At 46.6% G+C, this 21860-nt stretch carries 23 protein-coding genes and 1 pseudogene; 2 read left to right on the plus strand and 22 right to left on the minus strand.

All coding sequences use genetic code 11. The features are described from left to right. The 19 genes and pseudogenes from MTF70_RS01485 to MTF70_RS01575 all read right to left on the minus strand — a co-directional run. Positions 1-213, minus strand: a pseudogene (locus MTF70_RS01485) (chemotaxis protein CheW); the annotation flags it as partial. After that, positions 203-982, minus strand: coding sequence for a ParA family protein (locus MTF70_RS01490; RefSeq protein WP_005380505.1), 780 nt, complete (start codon positions 980-982; stop codon positions 203-205). The pseudogene MTF70_RS01485 and the gene MTF70_RS01490, both read right to left, overlap by 11 nt. Positions 983-990: 8 nt before the next feature. Continuing rightward, on the minus strand, positions 991-2103 hold the full coding sequence (locus tag MTF70_RS01495) for a chemotaxis response regulator protein-glutamate methylesterase (RefSeq protein WP_025767174.1): 1113 nt from the start codon (positions 2101-2103) through the stop codon (positions 991-993). A gap of 29 nt (positions 2104-2132) precedes the next feature. Beyond that, positions 2133-4373 carry a chemotaxis protein CheA gene (locus MTF70_RS01500; RefSeq protein WP_025767173.1) on the minus strand — a complete coding sequence of 747 codons (2241 nt, stop codon included), beginning with the start codon at positions 4371-4373 and terminating at the stop codon, positions 2133-2135. Between the two features lie 9 nt (positions 4374-4382). After that, a complete protein-coding gene (locus tag MTF70_RS01505) occupies positions 4383-5123 on the minus strand; it encodes a protein phosphatase CheZ (protein ID WP_005380502.1) in 741 nt (246 codons plus the stop codon). Between the two features lie 118 nt (positions 5124-5241). Beyond that, entirely contained in the window at positions 5242-5610 is a 369-nt protein-coding gene (gene cheY, locus MTF70_RS01510) for a chemotaxis response regulator CheY (RefSeq protein WP_017635949.1), read from the minus strand. A gap of 45 nt (positions 5611-5655) precedes the next feature. Beyond that, the gene (locus MTF70_RS01515) at positions 5656-6390 is read right to left on the minus strand and encodes an RNA polymerase sigma factor FliA (protein WP_005380499.1); all 735 of its coding nucleotides are present in this window, start codon (positions 6388-6390) and stop codon (positions 5656-5658) included. After that, positions 6383-7270 carry a MinD/ParA family protein gene (locus MTF70_RS01520; protein ID WP_005380498.1) on the minus strand — a complete coding sequence of 296 codons (888 nt, stop codon included), beginning with the start codon at positions 7268-7270 and terminating at the stop codon, positions 6383-6385. The genes MTF70_RS01515 and MTF70_RS01520 overlap by 8 nt, the downstream gene beginning before the upstream one ends. Positions 7271-7284: 14 nt before the next feature. Then, on the minus strand, positions 7285-8802 hold the full coding sequence (flhF, locus tag MTF70_RS01525) for a flagellar biosynthesis protein FlhF (protein WP_017635950.1): 1518 nt from the start codon (positions 8800-8802) through the stop codon (positions 7285-7287). Between the two features lie 28 nt (positions 8803-8830). Continuing rightward, positions 8831-10930, minus strand: coding sequence for a flagellar biosynthesis protein FlhA (gene flhA / locus MTF70_RS01530; protein WP_054576339.1), 2100 nt, complete (start codon positions 10928-10930; stop codon positions 8831-8833). A 210-nt stretch (positions 10931-11140) separates the two neighbouring features. Beyond that, positions 11141-12271 (minus strand): flagellar biosynthesis protein FlhB, encoded by a 1131-nt coding sequence (gene flhB, locus MTF70_RS01535; protein ID WP_005380490.1) that lies wholly within the window; start codon positions 12269-12271, stop codon positions 11141-11143. A 3-nt stretch (positions 12272-12274) separates the two neighbouring features. Further along, entirely contained in the window at positions 12275-13057 is a 783-nt protein-coding gene (gene fliR / locus MTF70_RS01540; RefSeq protein WP_005384463.1) for a flagellar biosynthetic protein FliR, read from the minus strand. An 8-nt stretch (positions 13058-13065) separates the two neighbouring features. Next, positions 13066-13335, minus strand: coding sequence for a flagellar biosynthesis protein FliQ (gene fliQ / locus MTF70_RS01545; protein WP_005380488.1), 270 nt, complete (start codon positions 13333-13335; stop codon positions 13066-13068). 24 nt (positions 13336-13359) lie between these two features. After that, entirely contained in the window at positions 13360-14229 is an 870-nt protein-coding gene (fliP, locus tag MTF70_RS01550; protein ID WP_104979599.1) for a flagellar type III secretion system pore protein FliP, read from the minus strand. After that, positions 14216-14629 carry a flagellar biosynthetic protein FliO gene (fliO, locus tag MTF70_RS01555; RefSeq protein WP_005380480.1) on the minus strand — a complete coding sequence of 138 codons (414 nt, stop codon included), beginning with the start codon at positions 14627-14629 and terminating at the stop codon, positions 14216-14218. Before fliO ends, fliP begins: the two co-directional genes overlap by 14 nt. Position 14630: 1 nt before the next feature. Then, positions 14631-15041 carry a flagellar motor switch protein FliN gene (gene fliN / locus MTF70_RS01560; RefSeq protein WP_005380479.1) on the minus strand — a complete coding sequence of 137 codons (411 nt, stop codon included), beginning with the start codon at positions 15039-15041 and terminating at the stop codon, positions 14631-14633. Positions 15042-15099: 58 nt separating this feature from the next. Further along, positions 15100-16146 carry a flagellar motor switch protein FliM gene (gene fliM / locus MTF70_RS01565; protein WP_005380478.1) on the minus strand — a complete coding sequence of 349 codons (1047 nt, stop codon included), beginning with the start codon at positions 16144-16146 and terminating at the stop codon, positions 15100-15102. Positions 16147-16153: 7 nt separating this feature from the next. Continuing rightward, complete coding sequence (gene fliL, locus MTF70_RS01570) at positions 16154-16657, minus strand: flagellar basal body-associated protein FliL (RefSeq protein WP_172563524.1); 504 nt, start codon at positions 16655-16657, stop codon at positions 16154-16156. Positions 16658-16743: 86 nt separating this feature from the next. Continuing rightward, the gene (locus MTF70_RS01575) at positions 16744-18597 is read right to left on the minus strand and encodes a flagellar hook-length control protein FliK (protein ID WP_248393833.1); all 1854 of its coding nucleotides are present in this window, start codon (positions 18595-18597) and stop codon (positions 16744-16746) included. Positions 18598-18694: 97 nt separating this feature from the next. Here MTF70_RS01575 and MTF70_RS01580 point away from each other — a divergent pair, with 97 nt between their 5' ends. Further along, complete coding sequence (locus MTF70_RS01580; protein ID WP_005394314.1) at positions 18695-18838, plus strand: hypothetical protein; 144 nt, start codon at positions 18695-18697, stop codon at positions 18836-18838. A 39-nt stretch (positions 18839-18877) separates the two neighbouring features. Continuing rightward, positions 18878-19192 carry an NIPSNAP family protein gene (locus tag MTF70_RS01585; RefSeq protein WP_005380475.1) on the plus strand — a complete coding sequence of 105 codons (315 nt, stop codon included), beginning with the start codon at positions 18878-18880 and terminating at the stop codon, positions 19190-19192. Between the two features lie 40 nt (positions 19193-19232). Here MTF70_RS01585 and fliJ read toward each other — a convergent pair whose 3' ends face one another. From fliJ to fliH, 3 genes are read right to left on the minus strand one after another with little or no spacing between them, the layout of a single operon-like run. Next, positions 19233-19676, minus strand: coding sequence for a flagellar export protein FliJ (gene fliJ, locus MTF70_RS01590; protein ID WP_005380474.1), 444 nt, complete (start codon positions 19674-19676; stop codon positions 19233-19235). Positions 19677-19682: 6 nt separating this feature from the next. Beyond that, positions 19683-21002 (minus strand): flagellar protein export ATPase FliI, encoded by a 1320-nt coding sequence (fliI, locus tag MTF70_RS01595; RefSeq protein WP_132936877.1) that lies wholly within the window; start codon positions 21000-21002, stop codon positions 19683-19685. Positions 21003-21005: 3 nt separating this feature from the next. Further along, positions 21006-21806 carry a flagellar assembly protein FliH gene (fliH, locus tag MTF70_RS01600; protein ID WP_005394317.1) on the minus strand — a complete coding sequence of 267 codons (801 nt, stop codon included), beginning with the start codon at positions 21804-21806 and terminating at the stop codon, positions 21006-21008. Positions 21807-21860 lie beyond the last annotated feature (54 nt).

The following is a 21860-nucleotide window of genomic DNA, read 5'->3' on the forward strand; positions in this document are numbered from 1 at the left end:
CTCTGGCTCTGGCTCTGGCTCTGGCTCTGGCTCTGGCTCTGGCTCTGGCTCTGGCTCTGGCTCTGGCTCTGGCTCTGGCTCTGCAGATGATACCTCTTGAGCCAACAGGTCAAGGTCTTCCTCAAGAGTCGTTATTTCAGTTTCATCATCCAGTAATGCATTAAAGTAGTCATCAAGTGCTTGTTCACTGGACAGCACATCATTACTGCTCATCGAACGCCAACCTCTCCAGGTAAATCAGTAGCTGTTTATAGGCAAACACACCACGACTACCAGAAGCAAAATGCGACGCTGGCAAGTGCTTTAAACTGGCATCGCGGAACTTGGTATCAATAGGCACCGCTGAGGTCCACACTTGATTTGGGTAATCTTTTTTCAGTTGCATCAATGTCTGCAATGACGCTTTCGTGCGCTTATCGTACATGGTTGGGACGATAGTCACTTTGAAACCGCCCGGGCGAGATTTTTGCATAATGGTTAGCGTACGCATCATGCGCTCTAGACCTTTCATTGCCAAAAACTCTGTTTGAACAGGAATCAAAATTCGGTCACTGGCTGCCAGCGCGTTCACCATCATCACGCCAAGGATTGGCGGACAGTCAATCAACACATAGTCATAGTCTTGTGAGACAGTTTGCAGCGCCCGTTTTAAGATTAATCCCATACCACTGCGATTACCCATTACGCGATCAAGCGTGGCAAGGGACATATGCGCGGGAATGATATCCATTCCTTCCAGCTCTGTTTCTAAAATCAACGGTTTAACCGTCTCACGAGAAAACGTCTTCAACTGGAATAAATCAAATAGGCTCGAAGTTACTGCATCAGGATCATAACCGAGATAAGTAGTCAGTGAGGCGTGAGGATCAGTATCAACCATCAATACTCGATGGCCTTTCTGGCTCAATAAGCCCGCCAATGTCACTGTTGAGGTGGTTTTACCCACGCCTCCTTTCTGGTTAGCTACACTCCAAACAATCATGATGAATCCTAAGCTAGGCCAACTTCCACCAACATGCGTTCAGCAATGCGGTCAAGCGGTAAATCTTCTGAAGAAATGCCTGCTTTAGCAACCGCTTGGGGCATGCCATAAACAACACAACTTTCTTCATCTTGTGCCCAAATTGTTGAGCCTGCAGACTTCAACATGCGAGCGCCCTCACGACCGTCTGCACCCATGCCTGTCAACACTAAAGAGAGCACTTTGTCGCCATATACTTTTGCGGCAGAACCAAAAGTCACATCCACACATGGTTTGTAGTTCATGCGGTCGCCGCCATCAATAATGCGAAGACGAGCAGCGCCCGCTCGTCCATCCACCATCATTTGTTTCCCACCTGGTGCAAGGTATGCCACACCGGGCTGTAACACATCGCCATCTTGTGCTTCTTTCACTTGAATCTTACACAAGGTGTTCAAACGACTAGCAAACGCAGCAGTAAACGTTGCTGGCATGTGTTGAATCAATACAATCGGATGCGGATAGTTCATCGGCAAACGCGTCAGAATTTTTTGTAGAGCAACGGGGCCACCTGTTGATGTGCCAATTGCCGTCAGTTGATACTTCTTACCAGAAGCACGGTACTTTGTCGCAGCAGGTCGAGTTGGTGTTGGAGTCACAGGTGAAGCCGTTCTTGAACCTAATGATCGAGTAGTCGTGCTGGTACTCGCTGTTGGGCGAGCGATAGGTCGACGCATGAAAGCGCGCTTCGAGGCAATCTGAATCACACGCTGTTGAAGTAATGACACCGCTTCTTCACGGTTACGCGCAATGTCCTCAAACTTTTTCGGTAAGAAGTCCAATGCGCCCGCATCTAGCGCATCAAGCGTAGCTTTCGCCCCGTCGTGGGTCAGGGACGAAAACATTAGAATTGGCGTTGGAGCAGCGGCCATTATTTCACGTACAGCTGTAATGCCATCCATCACTGGCATTTCAATATCCATCGTGATGACGTCAGGTTTGAGAGATTTGGCTTTCTCAACCGCCTCTCTACCATTTACCGCAACGTCAATCACTTCTAGGCGCGATTCTGAGTTGATGATTTCGCTCACGCGACGTCGGAAAAAACTCGAATCATCAACGACTAGTACTTTAATCGCCATCTTATTCCTTTTAATAACGTCAGCTTTGCTTAAAGGCGTGAAGCCGCAGCGTATCGCTTAAGTAAATCAGGCACATCTAGAATTAATGCAATGTGGCCATCGCTAGTAATTGTCGCACCAGCCATACCTGGAGTGCCCTGTAATAGATTATCGAGTGGCTTAATAACCACTTCTTCTTGACCAATAAGCGTATCCACAACAAAACCAACGCGTTGGTTACCAATCTGTACAATCACCACGTGACCGTGACCAGTACGCTCTTGGACGTTTTGCGATTTGGATGCTAACCAGTTTTGTAAGTAAAATAGTGGGATAGATTTCTCACGTACAATGATCGTCAGCTGACCATCTACCACGTTTGTACGGCTAAGATCTAAGTGGAAAATTTCACTCACCGAAGCCAGTGGTAGAGCAAACGGATGACCGCCAACACCAACCATCAGAGTCGGTAAAATCGCTAACGTTAGTGGTACTTTGATCGTAATCTTAGTGCCCTTGCCTAGCTCAGAATCGATATCGATTGAACCGTTTAAGGTATTGATCGCCGTCTTAACCACGTCCATACCCACACCACGACCAGAGATGTCAGAAATTTTATCTTTACTTGAGAAACCAGGTGCGAAGATAAGGTTGAAGCACTCTTTATCTGTTAAACGTGCCGCCGCATCTTCATCCATCATGCCACGCTTCACCGCGATGCCACGCAGTTTGTTCGGGTCCATACCGCCACCATCATCTACGATGGATAGTTCAATATGGTCCCCTTCTTGCGATGCTGACAAAATCACTTTACCTGTGCGTGATTTGCCGGCCTTCGCGCGTGCGTCTGGCATTTCAATACCGTGATCAACCGAGTTACGTACCAAGTGAATCAACGGATCGGCCAATGCTTCTACAAGGTTCTTATCGAGATCGGTTTCTTCACCGCGCATTTCTAGCACGATGTCTTTATTTAGGTTACGAGCCAAGTCACGGACAACGCGCGGGAAACGGCCAAACACTTTCTTAATTGGCTGCATACGCGTTTTCATTACCGCGCCTTGTAGATCCGCAGTTACCACATCAAGGTTAGCGACCGCTTTGGACATCTCTTCGTTGTCGCTATTCAAACCAAGGCTTAATAGGCGGTTTCGAACCAATACGAGCTCACCCACCATGTTCATGATGGTATCAAGCGTCGAGGTATCAACACGAACGGTTGCTTCAGCCTGAGGTTTTTTAACCGCTGGTGCTTTAGCTTCTTCTTTTACGGCGACTGGTTTAGATTCTGGCTTTGGTGCTGGCGCTGTTTGAACGGGTGCTGGCTTAGCAACAGGCTCAGGTTTCGCAGGGCTTTGCTCTACGTTTGCTGAAGCAGGCTTCGTTGCCATATCCAATTCTTCTAGCGTTGGACCTTTACCTGAACCATGTAGCTCATCGAGTAACTTTTCGAACTCTTCGTCCGTCATTAAGTCACTGTCTTGATTTGATGAAGATGACACTGGAACGGAAGGCTCTGCCGCTTTAGGTGGCTCTACTGGTACGGATGCAGATGCAGCAGCCTCTGCCGTAGAAGGGCTTTTTCCTACACCGTGCAGTTCATCGAGTAAACGTTCAAACTCATCATCAGTGATATCACCACTTTCAACTGATGGCGCACTCGATTGAGGCGGTTCAGATGGCGTTGTAGATGTCGCAGACATTGAAGCGCCTGGCGCTGAACCTTTACCATGAAGCTCATCAAGTAGCTTTTCGAATTCGTCTTGGGTAATTTCATCAACAGAGCCGACACTTGATGGTGCTGACGGCGCAGCAGGTTCTTCGATGATAGGCTCGGGAATAATAGGCTCTGGAGTAGCCACTGGTTCTTCAACTACGGTTGCCGCTACTTCATCTTCTGACTCAGGTTTGCATAGACGATGAAGTTCTTCAAGAAGCTCAGGGTCCGCAGCTTCTAACGGCTCACGATCTTGAACAGCCTGGAACTGGGTATTAACCGTATCCAAGGCTTTTAGCATCGTATCCATTAAGTTTTGCGTTACCGTGCGTTGACCGTTTCGTAAAACGTCGAACACGTTCTCCGCACCATGACAAGTATCGACTAGCTCTGCCAATGAAAGGAAGCCGGCACCGCCTTTTACGGTATGAAACCCGCGGAAAATAGCATTAAGTAAGTCTTTGTCTTCTGGGTTATTTTCCAATTCAACCAACTGCTCAGAAAGCAGCTCGAGAATTTCCCCAGCCTCAATGAGAAAGTCCTGAAGAATATCTTCGTCTAAATCGTAGCTCATACGTTACCTTTAAAATCCAAGACTGGACAACAAGTCATCAACTTCGTCCTGCGATGAAACCGCATCTTCTCTCAGTTCTGGATGAAGAATCGGGCCTTCGGCTTCGCTTGTTTGTGTATTCTTTTTATCTGCCGGTTCTGACAAAACTTGAATATGTTCTTCAAGTTTATTTCCAGAGAATACGGTTAGGATTTCCACTAAGCGGCCTTCAACTTCATTAACCAACGTAATTACGCGGCGAATGATTTGGCCAGTTAGGTCTTGGAAGTCTTGCGCCATGAGAATTTCGGTCAATTGGCCGCGCAATTCAGTGCTGTCACCTTCGACTTGCACTAATAGCCCGTCGATTCGGTGACACAGTGCTTTAAATTCGCTTAATTCTATGCGCCCGTGCATGAGTTCATTCCATTGAGGACGAACTTTTAGAAGGCAATCATGCAGGTTATCAGCGATAGGAAGGCAGCAGTCGACCGCATCCATTGTTTTGTTGGCTGCAAGCTCTGTCTTCTCGATCACATAATTGAGACGATCCCTAGCGTTAGGGATTTCGTCTTTCGCAATTTCGGTCATGCGCTGATCGAGACTGAACTGCTTGAGTGATTCGTGAAGGTCTCGAGTTAACGCTCCAATTTCTTGCAGCATTGGGTTATCGGCACCTTCGTAGATCGAGGCAACAAGCATATTGGCTTGGTCTTGTTCCCCGTTTTCTAGCATTTGAACGAGTGACTTCGCCTGCTCTAGTGAGATCATTCTGAATAGACCCTTTTACGTTTAGTTCTTCTTATCACTTTGAAAACGCTAAACGAGTCATTTAATAGGTATTTAATAATTGGTATGAATGACTCGAATAACAAAGAGAAAGAGAGAGTTATAAACGCTCGAAAATTTTATCTAATTTTTCTTTTAATGTTGCAGCAGTAAATGGCTTAACAATGTAGCCGTTTACACCTGCTTGAGCAGCTTCAATGATCTGCTCACGCTTCGCTTCAGCCGTGATCATTAGAACTGGCAGATGCTTAAGTTCTGCATCCGCGCGGATGTGTTTAAGCAAATCGATGCCTTGCATACCTGGCATGTTCCAGTCAGTTACAACAAAATCGAAGTCACCTTTTTTCAGCATTGGTAATGCGGTTAAACCATCGTCCGCTTCTTGAGTGTTATTGAAACCCAAGTCACGAAGCAGGTTTTTAACAATACGGCGCATTGTTGAGAAATCATCAACAATAAGGATCTTCATGTTTTTATTCAAAATTGCCTCCACTGAATCGTAAAATCAGTGTTTTTAGTCATTTTGTGTCCACGCACTGAGCTTGGTACGTAAACGTTGCATCGCTTGACTCAGTATTTGACTTACGCGAGATTCGCTTACGCCTAACACATCGCCAATTTCTTTCAAATTGAGTTCTTCATCATAATAAAGCGAAAGAACCAAAGCTTCACGCTCTGGAAGCTGTTTTATTGATTCAACCAGTGCTTTTCGAAATGATTCATCAACTACCCCTTTGAATGGGTTGCTGTCATCGGTTTCATCCGCCGGTGAAATCACATCATCAGAAACGCCTAAATCTTCAATACCGACTAATTTTGAGCAGTTGATATCGGTAAGAGCACTATGATATTGATCCAGTGTCATACCGAGATGCGTGGCTACTTCAGAATCAGTAGGATCTCGATTTAATTCGCCTTCCAGCTCCGCAATCGCTTGGTTAATCTCTCGATTATTTTTATGAACAGAACGCGGTACCCAATCGCCTTTACGCATGTCATCTAACATTGCGCCACGAATACGGATACCTGCATAAGTTTCAAAGCTCGCACCTTTAGAACCATCATAATTCTGCTGAGCTTCGATAAGACCGATCATGCCGGCCTGAATTAAATCCTCTACCTGAACACTCGGCGGTAAACGGCCTAGTAGGTGGTGAGCAATGCGCTTAACCAACACTGAATAACGTTCAATGAACGCCTGCTGGCTATTAAATTTGCCATGTTGGTCATAGGTTATCGCTTTATTCACCAAAAGGGTCCTCTGCGAATTCGGTACGATTTAGCAACCTTTCCACAAAAAATTCCAAGTGTCCACTTGGTGTTTTCGGTAGTGGCCACGTCAACGCTTTGTTTGCTAGTGAGCTGATAGCTAAAGCGGCAGGCGAGCGTGGGAACGCATCAACGACAATTTTTTGTCTTTTTACAGCCTGTCGTACTTTATCATCTAATGGAATACATGCTACGAGTTCAAGGCTAACATTCAAGAATCGCTCTGTGACTAGTGTCAACTTTGCAAACAATTCTCGCCCTTCACGGTAGCTTCTGACCATATTTGCTACAACTTTAAAGCGTTGAACTTGGTGTTCTTTACTCAACAGCTTGATTAATGCATAGGCATCTGTGATTGACGTCGGTTCATCACACACAACTACAACCACATCTTGAGCTGCTCGCGAAAAACTGATTACCATGTCAGAGATACCAGCAGCGGTATCAATCAGCAGGACATCCATTTCGTCTTCAAGACTACCAAATGCTCGGATGAGTCCAGCATGCTGAGCGTGAGAAAGCTCTGTCATGCTCTGTGTGCCAGAAGTTGCAGGAATTATCTTTATACCATAAGGCCCTTCGACAATCGCATCTTTTAGCTCACATTCACCCGCTAAGACATGTCCTAGATTACGTTTTGCACGAATTCCGAGCATCACGTCCACATTGGCCAGACCTAAATCAGCGTCGAGAACCATCACCTTCTTGCCTTGGCGAGCCATACAAATCGCCAGACCCAGTGTTACGTTTGATTTCCCCACACCACCTTTGCCGCCAGTAACAGCAATCACTTTGGTCAACGATGGTTGTGTTAAGCGACGGAGGCCGCTTGCTTGATCGTGTATCATATTCTCAGTCATAGTAGTCCGCCGCCTTAGAGTCCTTCACTGTCACTGTTCCAAAAGTGAGGTTCGTTCTCTGTCGACTTCTCTAACAGTTCATTTGCTTTCGCAAGCATATATTTTGGTTGCGCTATCACAATGTCTTCTGGTACGCGCTGACCATTAGCGATGTAAGCTACTGGCATTGCGTTTTGAATCACTACACTGATGAATTCGCCTAGGCTTAATGACTCATCAAGCTTCGTCATAATACAACCCGAAAGTGGTATACGTCGGAAGTGATCCAGCGTTTCTTGTAGAACACGACGTTGTGCGGTAGCCGGCAAAACAAGGTAGCTGTGAATCACTTCTCCGCTCTCTTGCATTAGAGTGTCGAGCTGCTCGGAAAGCCTCACATCTCGTTGCCCCATCCCTGCCGTATCGACCAAAATCAGTCTTCTGTTTCTTAGCTGATATATAACATCGGCTAACTCGTTAGAATCTTTAGCAACTCTTACGGGACAACCCATGATTCTTCCGTAAATTGAGAGTTGCTCATGTGCACCTATGCGATATGTATCTGTTGTCACAAGGGCCACATTGTCGGCACCGTATTCCATGGCTGCGCGTGCTGCGAGTTTCGCTACGGTTGTTGTTTTCCCAACCCCAGTCGGACCCAACAATGCGACTACGCCACCACGTTTTAAAATGTCCTGTTTAGGAATATTGATTTGATCCGCCACCAGCGACAATAACGCTTTCCACGCTCGCGCTGGCTTTGTATCTTCCGGAATATAACAGGCCATCTGGTCTGCTAACTCCGGAGAAACGCCCATTCGCTCTAAGCGCTTAATCAGCATTGCTCTTAGCGGCTCACGGCGTTCTACTTCTTGCCACATCAGGCCAGAAACTTGGTGCTCCAACAGACGACGAATTGACGTCATCTCTTCGCGCATGCTTTCTAGCTCATCGGCCGATTCGTCACGCTCATCACTTGGGCGACGTCGGTCATAGCGCGTCGGGTCCAGCTTGGGCGTCGGACGTTCAAATCGATTGTCCTGTGCGATTAGCTTCGCCAAAGGTGAATCTGGTTGATATGGCGCTGGCTTTTCTTGGTTGTAGCCGTCGCGATGCTTATTTTGGCGTTGCAGCAAAGCAGAGAGCGAATCTTCATTTTCCGCTACGTGGTCGTCAGCATCTGCTGCACCACCGCTATATTGCTTAAGCATATTAGCGAATCGCTGCGTCATTGAGCCTGTTTTTTCATTGTTACTGTTATTACTGTTCAGGCTAATTTTATCTTCATCTAAATGACGATCTTGGTAACGATCAGCAGAAGACGATGACATTTGACGATGTTCGTTATAGCGATTCGATTGAGAAGCACCGCGATTTTGCTGTGACGCTGCGCTTGCTTGAGGCGGATTAGATTCACTATCTATCGCCGCAACAATCGCTACTCCACCAGCCACTTTCTTGTTTGACATGATCACCGCTTCCGCGCCTAACTCCTCTTTCACTTGGAGCAGCGCCGTTCTCATGTCTTTGGCAAAAAATCGCTTTATTTTCAAACTATGAATCCATTAATGATGCGTGAGATCAGTTACCCACGGCTTGCACAATTCTGATCTGTTTTTCATCCGGGATTTCTTGGTAAGACAGTACCCGGAGATTAGGTATTGTGTTCTTCACAAATTTTGCCAATGTCGAGCGTAATACACCGGAAGTAAGCAGAACGGCAGGTTCGCCTTTCAGTTCTTGTTCCTGTGTCGCTTGGCTTAGTGAAGATTGCAATCGCTCAGCGAGTCCCGGTTCAATCCCCGCGGATTCGCCTCCTGATGCTTGCATAGTTTGATGCAATATTTGTTCCAGTTCGGGTATCAAAGTAATCACTGGTAGCTCAGGCTCTATACCATTGATTTCTTGAACAATTAGGCGTTTAAGACTAATTCGAACTGCTGCCGTCAATATGTCAGCTTCTTGACTCTTACTTGAGTACTCAGCCAAAGTTTGAACAATCGTGCGAATATCGCGGATTGGAATGGCCTCGTTTAACAAGTTTTGTAGGACTTTCACCACCACACCTAATGGTAATTGGTCAGGAACAAAGTTCTCGACCAACTTAGGCGCGCTGCGTCCCAACATTTCTAATAAATTCTCTACTTCTTCATGGCCAATTAGCTGTGATGCGTTGTTGGTCAATAGCTGGCTTAGGTGCGTCGCTAATACCGTTGATGAATCAACAACCGTATAACCCAGAGCCTGCGCGTGCTCTCGCTGATCTTCTCGGATCCATACGGCTTCCAGTCCAAAAGCAGGGTCAATGGTTGGCTCACCATCAATCATGCCATACACCTGACCTGGGTTAATCGCTAGCTCTTGATCCGGACGAATCTCTGCTTCGCCCACCGCAACTCCCATCAATGTAATTCGGTAACTGTTTGGGGTCAGCTCAAGATTGTCACGAATATGAACCGCTGGAATTAGGAACCCAAAATCTTGCGATAACTTTTTACGCACGCCTTTTACGCGCTCTAACAGTTCCCCACCTTGGTCTCTGTCCACCAAAGGGATTAAGCGATAACCGACTTCCAAGCCAATAATATCGACTGGCTGGACGTCATCCCAAGACAGTTCGCGCTGTGAGGAAGGTTCTGCACCTTCGTCTGCTGTTGCTGGTAAAGCGGGCTCTTTCGCTTTCTGCTTCTGCCGTTTGTCGATGAAATATGCCGCTGCACCGGCCGCGACTGCAAGGCTCAAAAACGCAAAGTGTGGCATGCCCGGTACGATGCCCATCACACCAAGAATAGCCGCAGTAATCATCAGCGCTTTTGGGTTGTCGAACATCTGGAAGACCAGTTGTTCCCCCATGTCTTCATCGGTGTTTTGGCGCGTCACCATCATTGCCGCTGCAATCGACAGCAATAGCGATGGGATTTGTGCGACCAAACCATCACCGATTGTCAGTAAGGTATAGATTTCAATCGCTTCACCGAAACCCAATCCATACTGCGCCATACCGATAGACAGACCGCCGACGATGTTGATAAACAGAATCAAAATACCGGCAATCGCGTCACCTTTTACGAACTTCGAGGCACCATCCATCGAGCCATAGAAATCCGCTTCTTTGGTCACTTCAAAACGACGAACTCTTGCCTGCTCTTGGTCTATCAATCCGGCATTCAAGTCGGCATCAATCGCCATTTGCTTACCCGGCAACGCATCAAGCGTAAAGCGAGCACTTACCTCAGAGATACGACCCGCACCTTTGGTCACCACCATAAAGTTGATGATCATTAAGATGAGGAAAACCACTAGGCCGACCGCGTAGTTACCACCAATAACGACGTTACCGAACGCCTCAATTACGTTACCTGCCGCATTACCGCCTTCATGACCATGCAGTAAGACGACACGAGTCGAGGCAACGTTCAAAGCCAAGCGGAGCAACGTGGCGATCAGCAATACCGTTGGAAAAGCAGCGAAGTCCAAAGGGCGACGTGTGTAAACGGTCACTAACAACACCACCATCGACAGCGCGATGTTAAAGGTGAAGAACATATCCAGCAAAAATGCTGGAATCGGCAGTACCACCATCGCTAGGGTGGCCAAAACCATCACCGGAGCACCAATAGCTGGCATTTCACGTTGAGGGATTCGTGGCAATTTATCTGCAAACGGCAGGCTTAACTTCATACTGCGAGAGATCTCAATCGATTGAAGCGTCACGTAAGCTCTTACTATTAATACGCGACCGCTTTAGCCTAAAAGTTTAGGTAGGGTTGATAATTAAAGCGTTTTAAGCAATCTATGTACCATAATTAGCGCCAAAATAATGACTAAACACTCAAATAGAGCTTAGCTTTTGATCAAACGAGCTTTTTTAAGGCTTTACCGCTTTTCGTATCAATGGCGGTGCTCGGGCGGGATTGGCAAATCATAATCTTGAATTTTCGGGCGCTGTCCACCTCGTTTTCGGTATTGCTTCAATTGGAATACAAATGCCAAAACCTGAGCGACGGCAGTAAATAACCCATCGGGGATCTCTTGCTCGAGCTCTGTCGTGTGGTACAACGCACGAGCCAAAGGTGGTGCGGGCACAATCGTAATGTCATGTTCGCGGGCGACTTCTCGAATCTTCATCGCCATGTGGTCAGTACCTTTAGCGATCACGACTGGCGCACGGTCTGTCTTCTGCTTATAACGAAGCGCTACCGAGAAGTGCTCAGGGTTAGTAACAATAACATCAGCTTGAGGAACATCCGCCATCATTCGACGTTGAGCCGCTTCCCTTTGCAACATACGAATACGGCCTTTCACTTCCGGCTTACCTTCAGTCTCTTTGTATTCGTCTTTGACTTCTTGCTTGGTCATTTTTAACTGATCGGCGTGCTGCCAAATTTGAAATGGAATATCGATGGCAACCACAATCAATAGCGAGCAACTGATCAGCAAAATAAAGTTCAGCAAAATATCTAAAGCATGGAAGATGTTTTGCGGATACACATCCATGCTCAATTGAATCAGATCGGCCTGCGATGCTTGGATCAAATAGATGGCGACACCAGTGACCAGAACCACTTTAAGGATTGATTTGATCAACTCTACCCAGCTTTGCATGCCAACCATTCGCTTTAAGCCGCTAAGCGGATTCATTTTCGACAGCTTGGGCATGGCCGCTTGGGCAGAAAAACTGATTCCTCCCACACCTGCTGCTCCAATCATGGCGGCGGTAAACAATGTCGCTAACACCAAAAATAGTGGGAACAACAAATCACTCATCGCGCCCAAAGCGATATCAAACAGTTTTGCAGTATCGAAAATCTCTTCTCGTTGAAGATCAAATAAACGGCTCATGATGGAAAACAATGAACGTGCTAACGCCTCGCCAAACCACATCAATGAAATGGCGCCAACGATCAGCACAGATGCTGATGCAAGCTCTTTAGATCGAGCGACCTGCCCCTTTTCTCTGGCTTGTTGTAACCGTCGGGGCGTGGCTTCTTCGGTGCGTTCCTGACCGTCTGATTCTGCCAAATCTTAGCACTCCAAGCGAATGAGCCGACAAATCTGCGCCTCACCCACTGTCCAGAACATTTCATAATGACTGTATAGACCAGCCAGTATGTACCAACAAAGTAATAGACCCACCATCAAAGCAAAAGCAAAACCAAGCGAGAAGATATTCAGCTGTGGTGCGGCACGGGTCATTACACCAAACGACAAGTTAATGGTCAGTAGTGCAATAATGCCGGATAGAGACATACTCAATGCAGTTTGGAACATAATACCAAGCCAGCCTGCCATTTCACGGAAATCAACCGCGTTGAGCGAGCCGGAGCCAATCGGCAAAGTTTTAAAACTGAACACCACCAATTGCAGCATTTTTAAGTGTCCATCGGTGGCAAGGAAAAACATTGTCGTTAAGAACATGAATAACTGACCAAGCAATGGCGTGTTCTGACCATTTGCGGGATCGACCATAGAAGCAAAGCCCAAACTTGATTGCATACCCAATATTTGACCCAGCAGGACAAAGGTTTGAATCATAAATTGAGTAACCATACCCATCGCTATGCCGATGATCATTTGCTCGGCAATGGTCATGAAGCCACGAAACGAGAGTAGCTCAATGTCTTGAGGTACGGCGGGGATAGCTGGCATGACAGCGAAAGTGATGGCTAAACCGAGGTAAAGGCGGATTCTTGGCGAAACAAATCGGGCCCCGGTTACTGTCATCACCATCAACATGGATGAGATACGAACATAGGGCCAGAAGTAGTTTGCGATCCAATCTAAGACAACGCTAGTGGGGTACTCCATAGGCGCCTCTAATAAAGCACCTGAGGTAAGCGTTCAATCAAGCCATAGAAATATTCCATCAACATTTGCGTCATCCAATGCCCAAACAGCATCAGGGCCAAAAGCGTGACAATCAAACGCGGTAAGAAGCTCAATGTTTGTTCGTTGATGGATGTCGCAGCTTGAAAAATCGCAACTACAAGGCCGATCAGCAAGCTTGGGATGATAATAGCGCAGACCATGATAAGCACCATCCAAAGTGCTTCACGGAAAAGCTCGACAAACATTTCTGGTGTCATGTCTTATCCTCTATCTGCGCTTATCTAAAGGGCAAAGCTGCCCGCAAGTGTCGAGAGTATCAAGTTCCAACCATCGACCAATACGAACAACATCAACTTGAACGGCAACGAAACAATCATTGGTGACAACATCATCATACCCATTGCCATCAGTACCGAAGCGACTACAAGGTCAATAATCAAAAACGGCAAGAAGAGCATAAAGCCAATTTGGAATGCAGTTTTTAGCTCTGAGGTGATAAAAGCCGGAATCAACACCGCCATCGACACATCTTCTGGATTCTCGACTTGCTCTCCTGACATGGTTACGAACGTCTCCAAATCTTTGATTCGGGTCTGCTTAAGCATAAATGCTTTCATTGGCGCTTGTGCAGCATCAAACGCTTCTCGCGCCGTAACTTGCTCGTTCAAATAAGGCTGAACAGCTTTGTCGTTGATTTCGTTCAGGACAGGAGACATAACAAAAAAGGTCAAAAACAGCGCAATACCAATAATGACCTGATTAGAAGGCGTTTGTTGCAAACCCATTGCCTGACGCAATATCGACATCACCACCACAATTCGAGTGAACGAGGTCATCAGAATCACCATGGCAGGCAAGAAGCCAAGCATGGTCATTAACGCTAAAATTTGTAGTGTAACCGAGTAGTCTTCACTGCCATCAGGGTTCGTGGTCATGGTGAATGCTGGAATACCACCGCCACTAGAAACGGACATAGCACGGCTAGCACCAGTATCACTTTGCATAGCCTGAACTGTAACACCACTTCCATCGGCTAAGTTATCTGGCAGCGCTGACTCCTCTGCTTCAGCAAAGGTAAATGAAGAAAACAGCACGCCGACAAAAAGTAACGACGTACTCAGGAGCAAACGAATTGGATTACCCTTTGTCATGTTTTTTGATCAGCTGGCTAAATTGAGTCGCAAAAGCATTGGTCGCCAACTCTTCCTCTTTCAGTGGCTTATCTAACTTGGCTAAAGTTTGGATCGATTGGCTAGTAATCCCAACCAAAAACTGTTCTTCACCCACTTGAACTACTGCGATTCTTTCTTTTGTACCCACTGGCAACTGACTCACTATACGCAAGCCCTTTTGTTGTCCCATCGCTGGCACTTGCATACGTTTCAGCAACCAAGCCAGCAAAAGAATCACGCCGATTACAAGCACAAGCGAGCCAAGTGTCGTCGCAAGATCCAGATTATTTGGTGCGGCAGCGAATGCATAAGGAGCACTTAGCATTAAGCTCAGTGCTCCAGTGATTTGCTTCAATCGCATTTTGATTGAACGACTCATCTTAACGCAGCTTCTTAATTCGTTCAGTTTGGCTGATCACATCCGTCAAACGGATACCAAACTTATCGTTGACGACCACGACTTCGCCGTGAGCAATCAAAGTACCGTTAACCAATACGTCGAGCGACTCACCGGCTAGACGATCCAACTCAACAACCGAACCTTGGTTAAGCTGCAACAGGTTCCGAATGCTAATTTGAGAACGACCGACTTCCATCGAAATCGTCACCGGGATATCCATAATAGTGTCGAGTTTACGACGCTCATCTTCGCTAATTGGGCTTGAAGTGTCTTTTAGCTCTTCCAGTGGCGCAGCCAATACTTCATCTACGTCTACAGAAGGGGCAGACGGGTCTTCGCCAAGAGCGGCTGCCCATTCGTCTGCTAGCTTTTGATCGTCACTTGGTTCCATTTTTCTATCCTGTGTTACGCCTAACTCATGCCATAGCATGTCTGTTTAATAAGGTATCTTAATGGTCTATATCGTCTTCACTCTCAAGCTCGGACATGATGTCTTTACCTAAGAAAGCTAAATCTGTTTTGACGACATGTGGGCGCTCAATTTCCTCAGAAATTTGCACCGCTAATTTGTCTTCCGAACGACCCATTTTTACGCGATAGGTCGGTAGGTCTTCTACAAACATCGTCGCATGTTCTGGCATTTCAATCGGGATGATATCGCCCGGTTGCAGCTCCATGAGATCACGCAAAGAAATGTCTTTTTCGAGCAAGTTCACGCGGAAGTTAACCGGACAATCCATGATCTCTTCACGTAGTGCTGAGCTCCAGCGAACGTCCGTTTCCATCTTGTCGGACTGAACACCTGCATCCAATAGTTCACGGATAGGCTCAACCATGGAGTAAGGCATAACGACATGAAAATCGCCGCCACCGCCGTCAACTTCTATATGGAAGGAACTCACGACAATCACTTCTGTCGGGCTGACAATGTTTGCCATACTTGGGTTTACTTCAGAGTCGAGATATTCGAACTCTACCCCCATCACTGGCGACCACGCTTCTTTATAATCTTCAAATACAATTTTCAGTAACAACTGAATGATGCGGCGTTCCGTTGGGGTAAATTCGCGGCCTTCGATTTTGGCGTGGAATCGACCATCACCGCCAAAGAAGTTTTCTACCAGAATAAAGACTAAACGAGCCTCCATGGTGATCAACGCAGTGCCTTTTAACGGACGAAAACGCACCATGTTCAAACTGGTTGGCACGTACAATGTGTTCTGGTATTCACCAAACTTCATCATCTGCACGCCATTGATCGACACCTCTGCCGTTTTACGCAGCATATTAAACAGACTAATACGCATGTGCCGTGCAAAGCGCTCGTTGATAAGTTCGAGCGTCGGCATTCGACCACGTACGATTCTGTCTTGCGACGAGAAATCAAAATTGACGGCACCCTCAGTGTCGTTTTCTATCGGTTCATCGACGTCATCAACATCGTCAACCCCATGCAATAGCGCATCAATTTCGTCTTGGCTTAATAGATCGGTCACGTTTTACCTATTGAATAACAAAATCTGTAAACAGTACTTTTTCAATCACTGGCTTACCAACCGCAGCATTCAGCGCTGCTTTGATATCTTCGGAAGCACGATCGCGCAATTCCACTCGTCCTGTAGGAGAGCGCAATTGATCAACCGTCGCGGAAGCAAACGTTGATAGCATAGAGCTTTCAATCAGTGGCGAATGATACCGCGCCAACTCTTCATTTTCTGCACCGCGAACCATTAACTGCGCTTTAATTTGAACCAGCCTATCGCGGCTATCCCCAGTAACGTTAAATACAAATGCCTGAGGAAGATTCACATACGCGATGGGCGCAGCATCCGATGCCTTCACTTGAGCCTGTTGAGACGATTCAGCCTGATCAGGTTCATCAGAGCCCATTAGAAAAAATGCCGCTGCCCCGCCACCAAGTAGTAATACTACAACAGCGATGATGATGATAAGTAACTTGCTTTTTCCTTTCGGCGCATCGGCCCCTTGTAACTGTTCTTCTGCCATTCTTGTCTCTTATTGTTTTTTTTGAGTTACCAAGACGTTTTAGTGAGTTGCTTGGTAACCATATTCCATTGCCGTTAAACGGCCTTTTATGCGTAAAAACTAATTCCATCACGCTTTGAAGCGACATTCAAATCCAGATTGACATCAGATTCAAAACCCTCTTCGGACTGTCCAGAAAAACCGCCACTTTGCGCGCTTTGACCATGTTGTTCAGCAGTATATCTACCTTGCTGTTGCCCGCTGTTTTGTTGCTGGACGGAAGAATCAGCCAGCTGCATACCTTGTTGCGCTAACATTTCTCTCAAACGAGGGAGCGTCTGTTCAATAATGTCACGAGCTTGCGGGTTGTTCACTGTAAAATGTACATTGGCAACGTCATTATTCATGGTCATACGAATTTGCATACGACCTAACTCTGGTGGATCAAGACGAATATCGAGATTTTTCAGATTCTTCGACATCATCATTTGCACTTTTTCCGCAACTTGCTCGTTGGCTAGCTCTTTAGTTAGTTGCAACGGAAGCTGAGCTTGTTGTGCAGCATCAATACGCGCTTGTTGCTGTACATTAATTCCTTGCTGACCTGCCATAGCCTGAAGCTGTCCAGCGAAACCGTGTTGGAGGTCCGGCTTATCTTGTTTATCCGCAGTCGCCTTTAGCGCACCAGTCGACAATGCTGCGTTCATCACTTTCTGGCTAATCTCTCCGTCTTTCACACCTTGAAGCGACGTCGGCACTTGCGCGGCTATCAACGTATCGGGCGTTGAAGATAATGCGACTTTTTCTCCACTATGAGCAGTTTGTGGCTGGAGTACTTGAGCCGCTGTATGCTGGATTTGCTGAGACACTGCCATAGGTCCAGCCTGGCGAGTTAAATTATGTTGTACTTGTTGCTCTGCGAGAATCTGTTTAATGTCATTAGGGAGCGCAACAAATTGGGCAAGGTCTTGCTCAGGAATATCCGCCGTGATCGTTCCTTGTTTCAACCCTTCAATGATCTGAGCTTCTTGCTGAGTCAGTGGTTTTCCTTGCGCCAACTTAGTATCTATAACTTCAAGTTCATCCAAGGAGACTCGTGGAAGCGCGTCGATGTTGGAACCATCAACGTCTGTTAACAACGGCGACAGATCATTAGCTACTTCACCACTGACTGCGCTCTTAGCCGTCGGATGGCTGGCTTGTTTCGCTAGCTCTTGCCAAGCAGCAAACTCAGACGAAAGTTTGTCGACATCGATAGGTTGACCATTCTTATCTAAAATTGGCTCTAAGTCTTGTCCTGGGATCATCTGTGCTTGTTCAAGCGAATGAACTGATGGCGTTTCATTCAAAGCCAGCTCATCAAGGTGTGTCGAAACGGTTGCTTGCTCGTGGAACGAATGCACTAAATTCGCGCTCTGAGGCAAAACTTTGCCACTATCGATGGATGCATTACTCGCATTCAGGGTTTGATTCGCTTGTTCAATTCGACCAAGAAGCTGTTGTCCTTCGCCCATCGTGCTTTTTACGTCCATTGTATTTGATGGGTTACTCGTATCAATTGATGTTGATTTCACTTTTTCAATAGCTTCAACATCATGCTCCAAAGGTGTGCTGTTACTCGCCTTTTGTAAACTTACTTCTTCACTTAAGGTTGCATTCGGTTTGTTTGCTAATATTTCATCAAAATCATGGGTCCCGTCACTGACGGATTCTTGGCTTTCTTGCGCCAACAATTCGTCCGAGACGTTAGCAGAAGAAGTACTGCCTACATCCGCTCTTTCTTTTTCTTCAACCACTGTCGATTCTGTTGCTACTTTTTCGGGCTTTTGTTTACCAGCAAATGCATCGGTTAACGTTTCTAAAAATCCCTTGCTCTCAGTGCTCTCTGCGGACGCTTTAGCGGACACATCAGAAACTGGCGTCTTGGTAGTCGCAGATACATGGGACAAATTCACACTCATTTAGAAACTCTCGTTCTCGTGGCTCTGAGTATATCGCTGGCAGGCAGCAATACTGGCGGCAAACAAAGGTCAAAAAGACCCGACACTGACAGCCAAAATGCAAAAATCACACCACAATATTGAGCCAATTCTCGGTAAGCTAATAGATGGCATGTTTATGGAACAAACATCAACAGTACTATCCGAGAACCTGGTTCCTAACATGATGTACAGCTACTTGATTGACTTTGAAAAACGATAAGCGTAAACAGACATTTGACTTAACAATTAAGGAATCACTTTGAAGATCACAGAATTACGCCAATATAGAATCAGAGCAGGCAAAACAGAACAGTGGCTAAGTTGGATGAAGGAAGAACTGTTGCCCTATCAACGCTCACAAGGCATGCGTGTACTGAATACTTACGTCCACACTGGTGATGATGGACATGACTATTTTGTTTGGCTTAGAGAGTTCGACAATGAACAAGCACGCCAGGCTCTCTACGAAAAAACATACAACGAGTGGTGGGTTCGCGAGATTCGACCGAAGGTATTTGAGCTAATTGAACAAGACTCAATCAAAGTTACCTTACTTGAATCGGTAGAGATGTAGTCAACTGCAACACCGTAATGCAATATCGAACCGATAACGTTTAGAAACGATGTGGTTTTCGACTATAAAGTAAGGTGGAAAACTCGTCCATTTGCTTTTGTTCGCGCTTAGCTTCAGCAAGTTGTTTCTCTTTTTCGCGTTTATCTATCATCCACTCATAGGATTTGCGTTCTTTACGCACGGTTAACCAATATTCTTTACAGTTTTCAACCTGCTCTTTGAAATGACTTTCTGCTTGCTTTTGCTTAGATAAAGTTTCATCTAGCTGGGTAAGGAATCGATTTAAGTGTCCATATTGACTTGCCGTTAGGCCCGCCTGACCACGGTCGACGAGTTGCTGGCAATAATCAAGCCGATACTTTTCAATTTGTTCAACCTGACGGTAATAATCTTCGAGTTCAGAACGCGCTTTGTTCAGTGCAAGCACAGCTTGGTCTTCACGATCCTTAGTTTGCTCAAGTAGAAACTCCATCGCATTATTCATGCGCTATCACCCACCCAAAATGTTTCTAAGCATATTGACGCACATATCATATGACACTGATTCTTTCATGCTCTGCTGCAAGTATTCGTCTAACTTCGGTTTCAAAGTAAATGCGCCATCAATAGCAGGATCGGTACCCGGTTTGTACGCTCCAATCGAGACCAAATCTTGATTCTTGCGACAAATAGACAAGACCTGTCGCACCGCTTTTGACATCAGAACGTGCTCTTCGGTCGTGATTTGCGGCATAACACGGCTCACCGACTTCTCGACATCAATCGCCGGATAATGGCCTGCATCCGCCATTTCACGAGAAAGTACAATATGGCCATCAAGAATAGCTCGCGATGCGTCCGCTATCGGATCTTGCAAATCATCCCCTTCGGTCAACACGGTAAAGAACGCCGTAATCGAGCCTTGCTCGGCACTTCCATTACCCGCTCGCTCAACCAGCGCTGGCAGCTTGGCAAATACAGAAGGCGGGTAACCTTTCGTCGCTGGCGGCTCACCAACAGAAAGTGCGATTTCACGCTGTGCTTGTGCAAAACGAGTCAACGAGTCCATCAATAGCAGAACATCTAACCCTTGGTCTCGGAAGTATTCAGCAATCGTTAATGCCGTTTGGCACCCCTTTAAGCGCATTAGAGGTGAAGCATCGGCAGGCGCCGCGACCACCACTGAGCGGCGACGACCGTCCTCACCCAAGATCTCTTCGATGAACTCTTTAACTTCACGTCCACGCTCACCTATCAGGCCGACGACCACAACCTGTGCGGTGGTGCCTCGCGTCATCATGCCAAGCGTGACCGATTTACCCACACCAGAACCTGCAAACAGACCGATACGCTGACCTTTACCAACCGTCAACAAACCATTGATGGCTTTTAGGCCAACATCGAGCGGTTCAGAAATTGGTTTTCGAGCCAACGGGTTGATCGGCTCGGCATTAAAAGAGGCACGGTGATCGGTATACAAAGGGCCAAGTCCATCAAGTGGATTCCCAACCCCGTCTATCACGCGCCCAAGTAACTCCATGCCGACAGGCAAACCAGCGTCACTGGTTAAAGGGGTGACCCTCGCGCCAGGTAAAATGCCCGTAATTTGTTCGCTTGGCATTAAAAATAGGTTGTCACCTGAAAAGCCGACAACCTCGGCTTCCATCTGACCTGACATGGTTTCCACTAAGCATAAACTGCCAATTGGTGCGCGACAGCCGGTCGCTTCCAACGTTAACCCAACCACACGCACCAGTTTGCCAGAGGCGACAGGGCGCGTCGTAAGGCCTTCAACTTTGTAGCTTTTTAAGCGGTCAGCGAGTGCTTGCATGGATTACTCACCCTCTTGATGACGGTTTGCGCCACAAAAGCTGTGCAATACACTTTTGACGCGTTCTTCCATGCGATAATTAATGCTTGATTCACCGGCTTCAATCTGGACGTCACCTCGATTGAGCGATGGCTCAGCAACTAACGTCCAGTTGCGACAATTAAGGTCTTCTTCACCATAAGCTGAACGAATAATCGCGACATCTTCTGGATTCAGGTGCAAGGTAATAGGGTGGCCTGATATTGGTAGCGCTTCGACCGACTGCTTCACCGTATCTAAAATAATTTGAGGGTTGGTTTGTACTTCAACGTGCACCACTTCTTTAACTAAACAGAGCACCATATCCACCAGCTGCTTTTCAACCTGAGCATTCATCAACTCCAAAGGTTGAGCAAACTGATTGGCCAAGTTCATAAAGGTTTCAACTTGCTGCTGAATGTATTCTTGCCCTGCAGTCACCCCTTCAGCTTTTCCGAGCTCAAGACCTTCAGCATGGCCGGCTTGCAACCCTTCTTCTTTACCTTTGTCGTAACCTTGCTTAAAGCCAGCTTCCTGACCTTGATGTAAGCCTTCTTGATAAGCACCTTGCTTAATCAGTTCAATTTGCTCTTCGGTTAGCGCAAGTGGCTGCTCTTCTTCAGGCTCATCAAAATTCGGCACCCACCCCGGGTCATAGTTGAACGCGGTTTGTTTTGCTTGTTTGGCTTTAGGCTCGCCATAATCAGGCAGCCCCCAACGTTGAGGTTCGATCATCGAATCATCTTCATCAGGACGGATAAATCCACGTTTTCTATCGCCAGCCATGGGTTACCTATTGTGTGTTCGATTAAGAAGTGAGGGTGCTCCGCAATAAGATAA

This window comes from Vibrio sp. 2CM40D (assembly GCF_023161825.1).
Lineage (GTDB): Bacteria > Pseudomonadota > Gammaproteobacteria > Enterobacterales > Vibrionaceae > Vibrio > Vibrio alginolyticus.

Excerpts from the sequence above, each read along its gene's own strand:
- MTF70_RS01490 (WP_005380505.1), bottom strand. The coding sequence starts at position 982 with ATGATTGTTTGGAGTGTAGCTAACCAGAAAGGAGGCGTGGGTAAAACC.
- MTF70_RS01495 (WP_025767174.1), bottom strand. The coding sequence starts at position 2,103 with ATGGCGATTAAAGTACTAGTCGTTGATGATTCGAGTTTTTTCCGACGT.
- MTF70_RS01500 (WP_025767173.1), bottom strand. The coding sequence starts at position 4,373 with ATGAGCTACGATTTAGACGAAGATATTCTTCAGGACTTTCTCATTGAG.
- MTF70_RS01505 (WP_005380502.1), bottom strand. The coding sequence starts at position 5,123 with ATGATCTCACTAGAGCAGGCGAAGTCACTCGTTCAAATGCTAGAAAAC.
- cheY (WP_017635949.1), bottom strand. The coding sequence starts at position 5,610 with ATGAAGATCCTTATTGTTGATGATTTCTCAACAATGCGCCGTATTGTT.
- MTF70_RS01520 (WP_005380498.1), bottom strand. The coding sequence starts at position 7,270 with ATGACTGAGAATATGATACACGATCAAGCAAGCGGCCTCCGTCGCTTA.
- flhA (WP_054576339.1), bottom strand. The coding sequence starts at position 10,930 with ATGAAGTTAAGCCTGCCGTTTGCAGATAAATTGCCACGAATCCCTCAA.
- fliR (WP_005384463.1), bottom strand. The coding sequence starts at position 13,057 with ATGGAGTACCCCACTAGCGTTGTCTTAGATTGGATCGCAAACTACTTC.
- fliQ (WP_005380488.1), bottom strand. The coding sequence starts at position 13,335 with ATGACACCAGAAATGTTTGTCGAGCTTTTCCGTGAAGCACTTTGGATG.
- fliP (WP_104979599.1), bottom strand. The coding sequence starts at position 14,229 with ATGACAAAGGGTAATCCAATTCGTTTGCTCCTGAGTACGTCGTTACTT.
- fliO (WP_005380480.1), bottom strand. The coding sequence starts at position 14,629 with ATGAGTCGTTCAATCAAAATGCGATTGAAGCAAATCACTGGAGCACTG.
- fliN (WP_005380479.1), bottom strand. The coding sequence starts at position 15,041 with ATGGAACCAAGTGACGATCAAAAGCTAGCAGACGAATGGGCAGCCGCT.
- fliL (WP_172563524.1), bottom strand. The coding sequence starts at position 16,657 with ATGGCAGAAGAACAGTTACAAGGGGCCGATGCGCCGAAAGGAAAAAGC.
- MTF70_RS01575 (WP_248393833.1), bottom strand. The coding sequence starts at position 18,597 with ATGAGTGTGAATTTGTCCCATGTATCTGCGACTACCAAGACGCCAGTT.
- MTF70_RS01580 (WP_005394314.1), top strand. The coding sequence starts at position 18,695 with ATGCAAAAATCACACCACAATATTGAGCCAATTCTCGGTAAGCTAATA.
- fliJ (WP_005380474.1), bottom strand. The coding sequence starts at position 19,676 with ATGAATAATGCGATGGAGTTTCTACTTGAGCAAACTAAGGATCGTGAA.
- fliI (WP_132936877.1), bottom strand. The coding sequence starts at position 21,002 with ATGCAAGCACTCGCTGACCGCTTAAAAAGCTACAAAGTTGAAGGCCTT.
- fliH (WP_005394317.1), bottom strand. The coding sequence starts at position 21,806 with ATGGCTGGCGATAGAAAACGTGGATTTATCCGTCCTGATGAAGATGAT.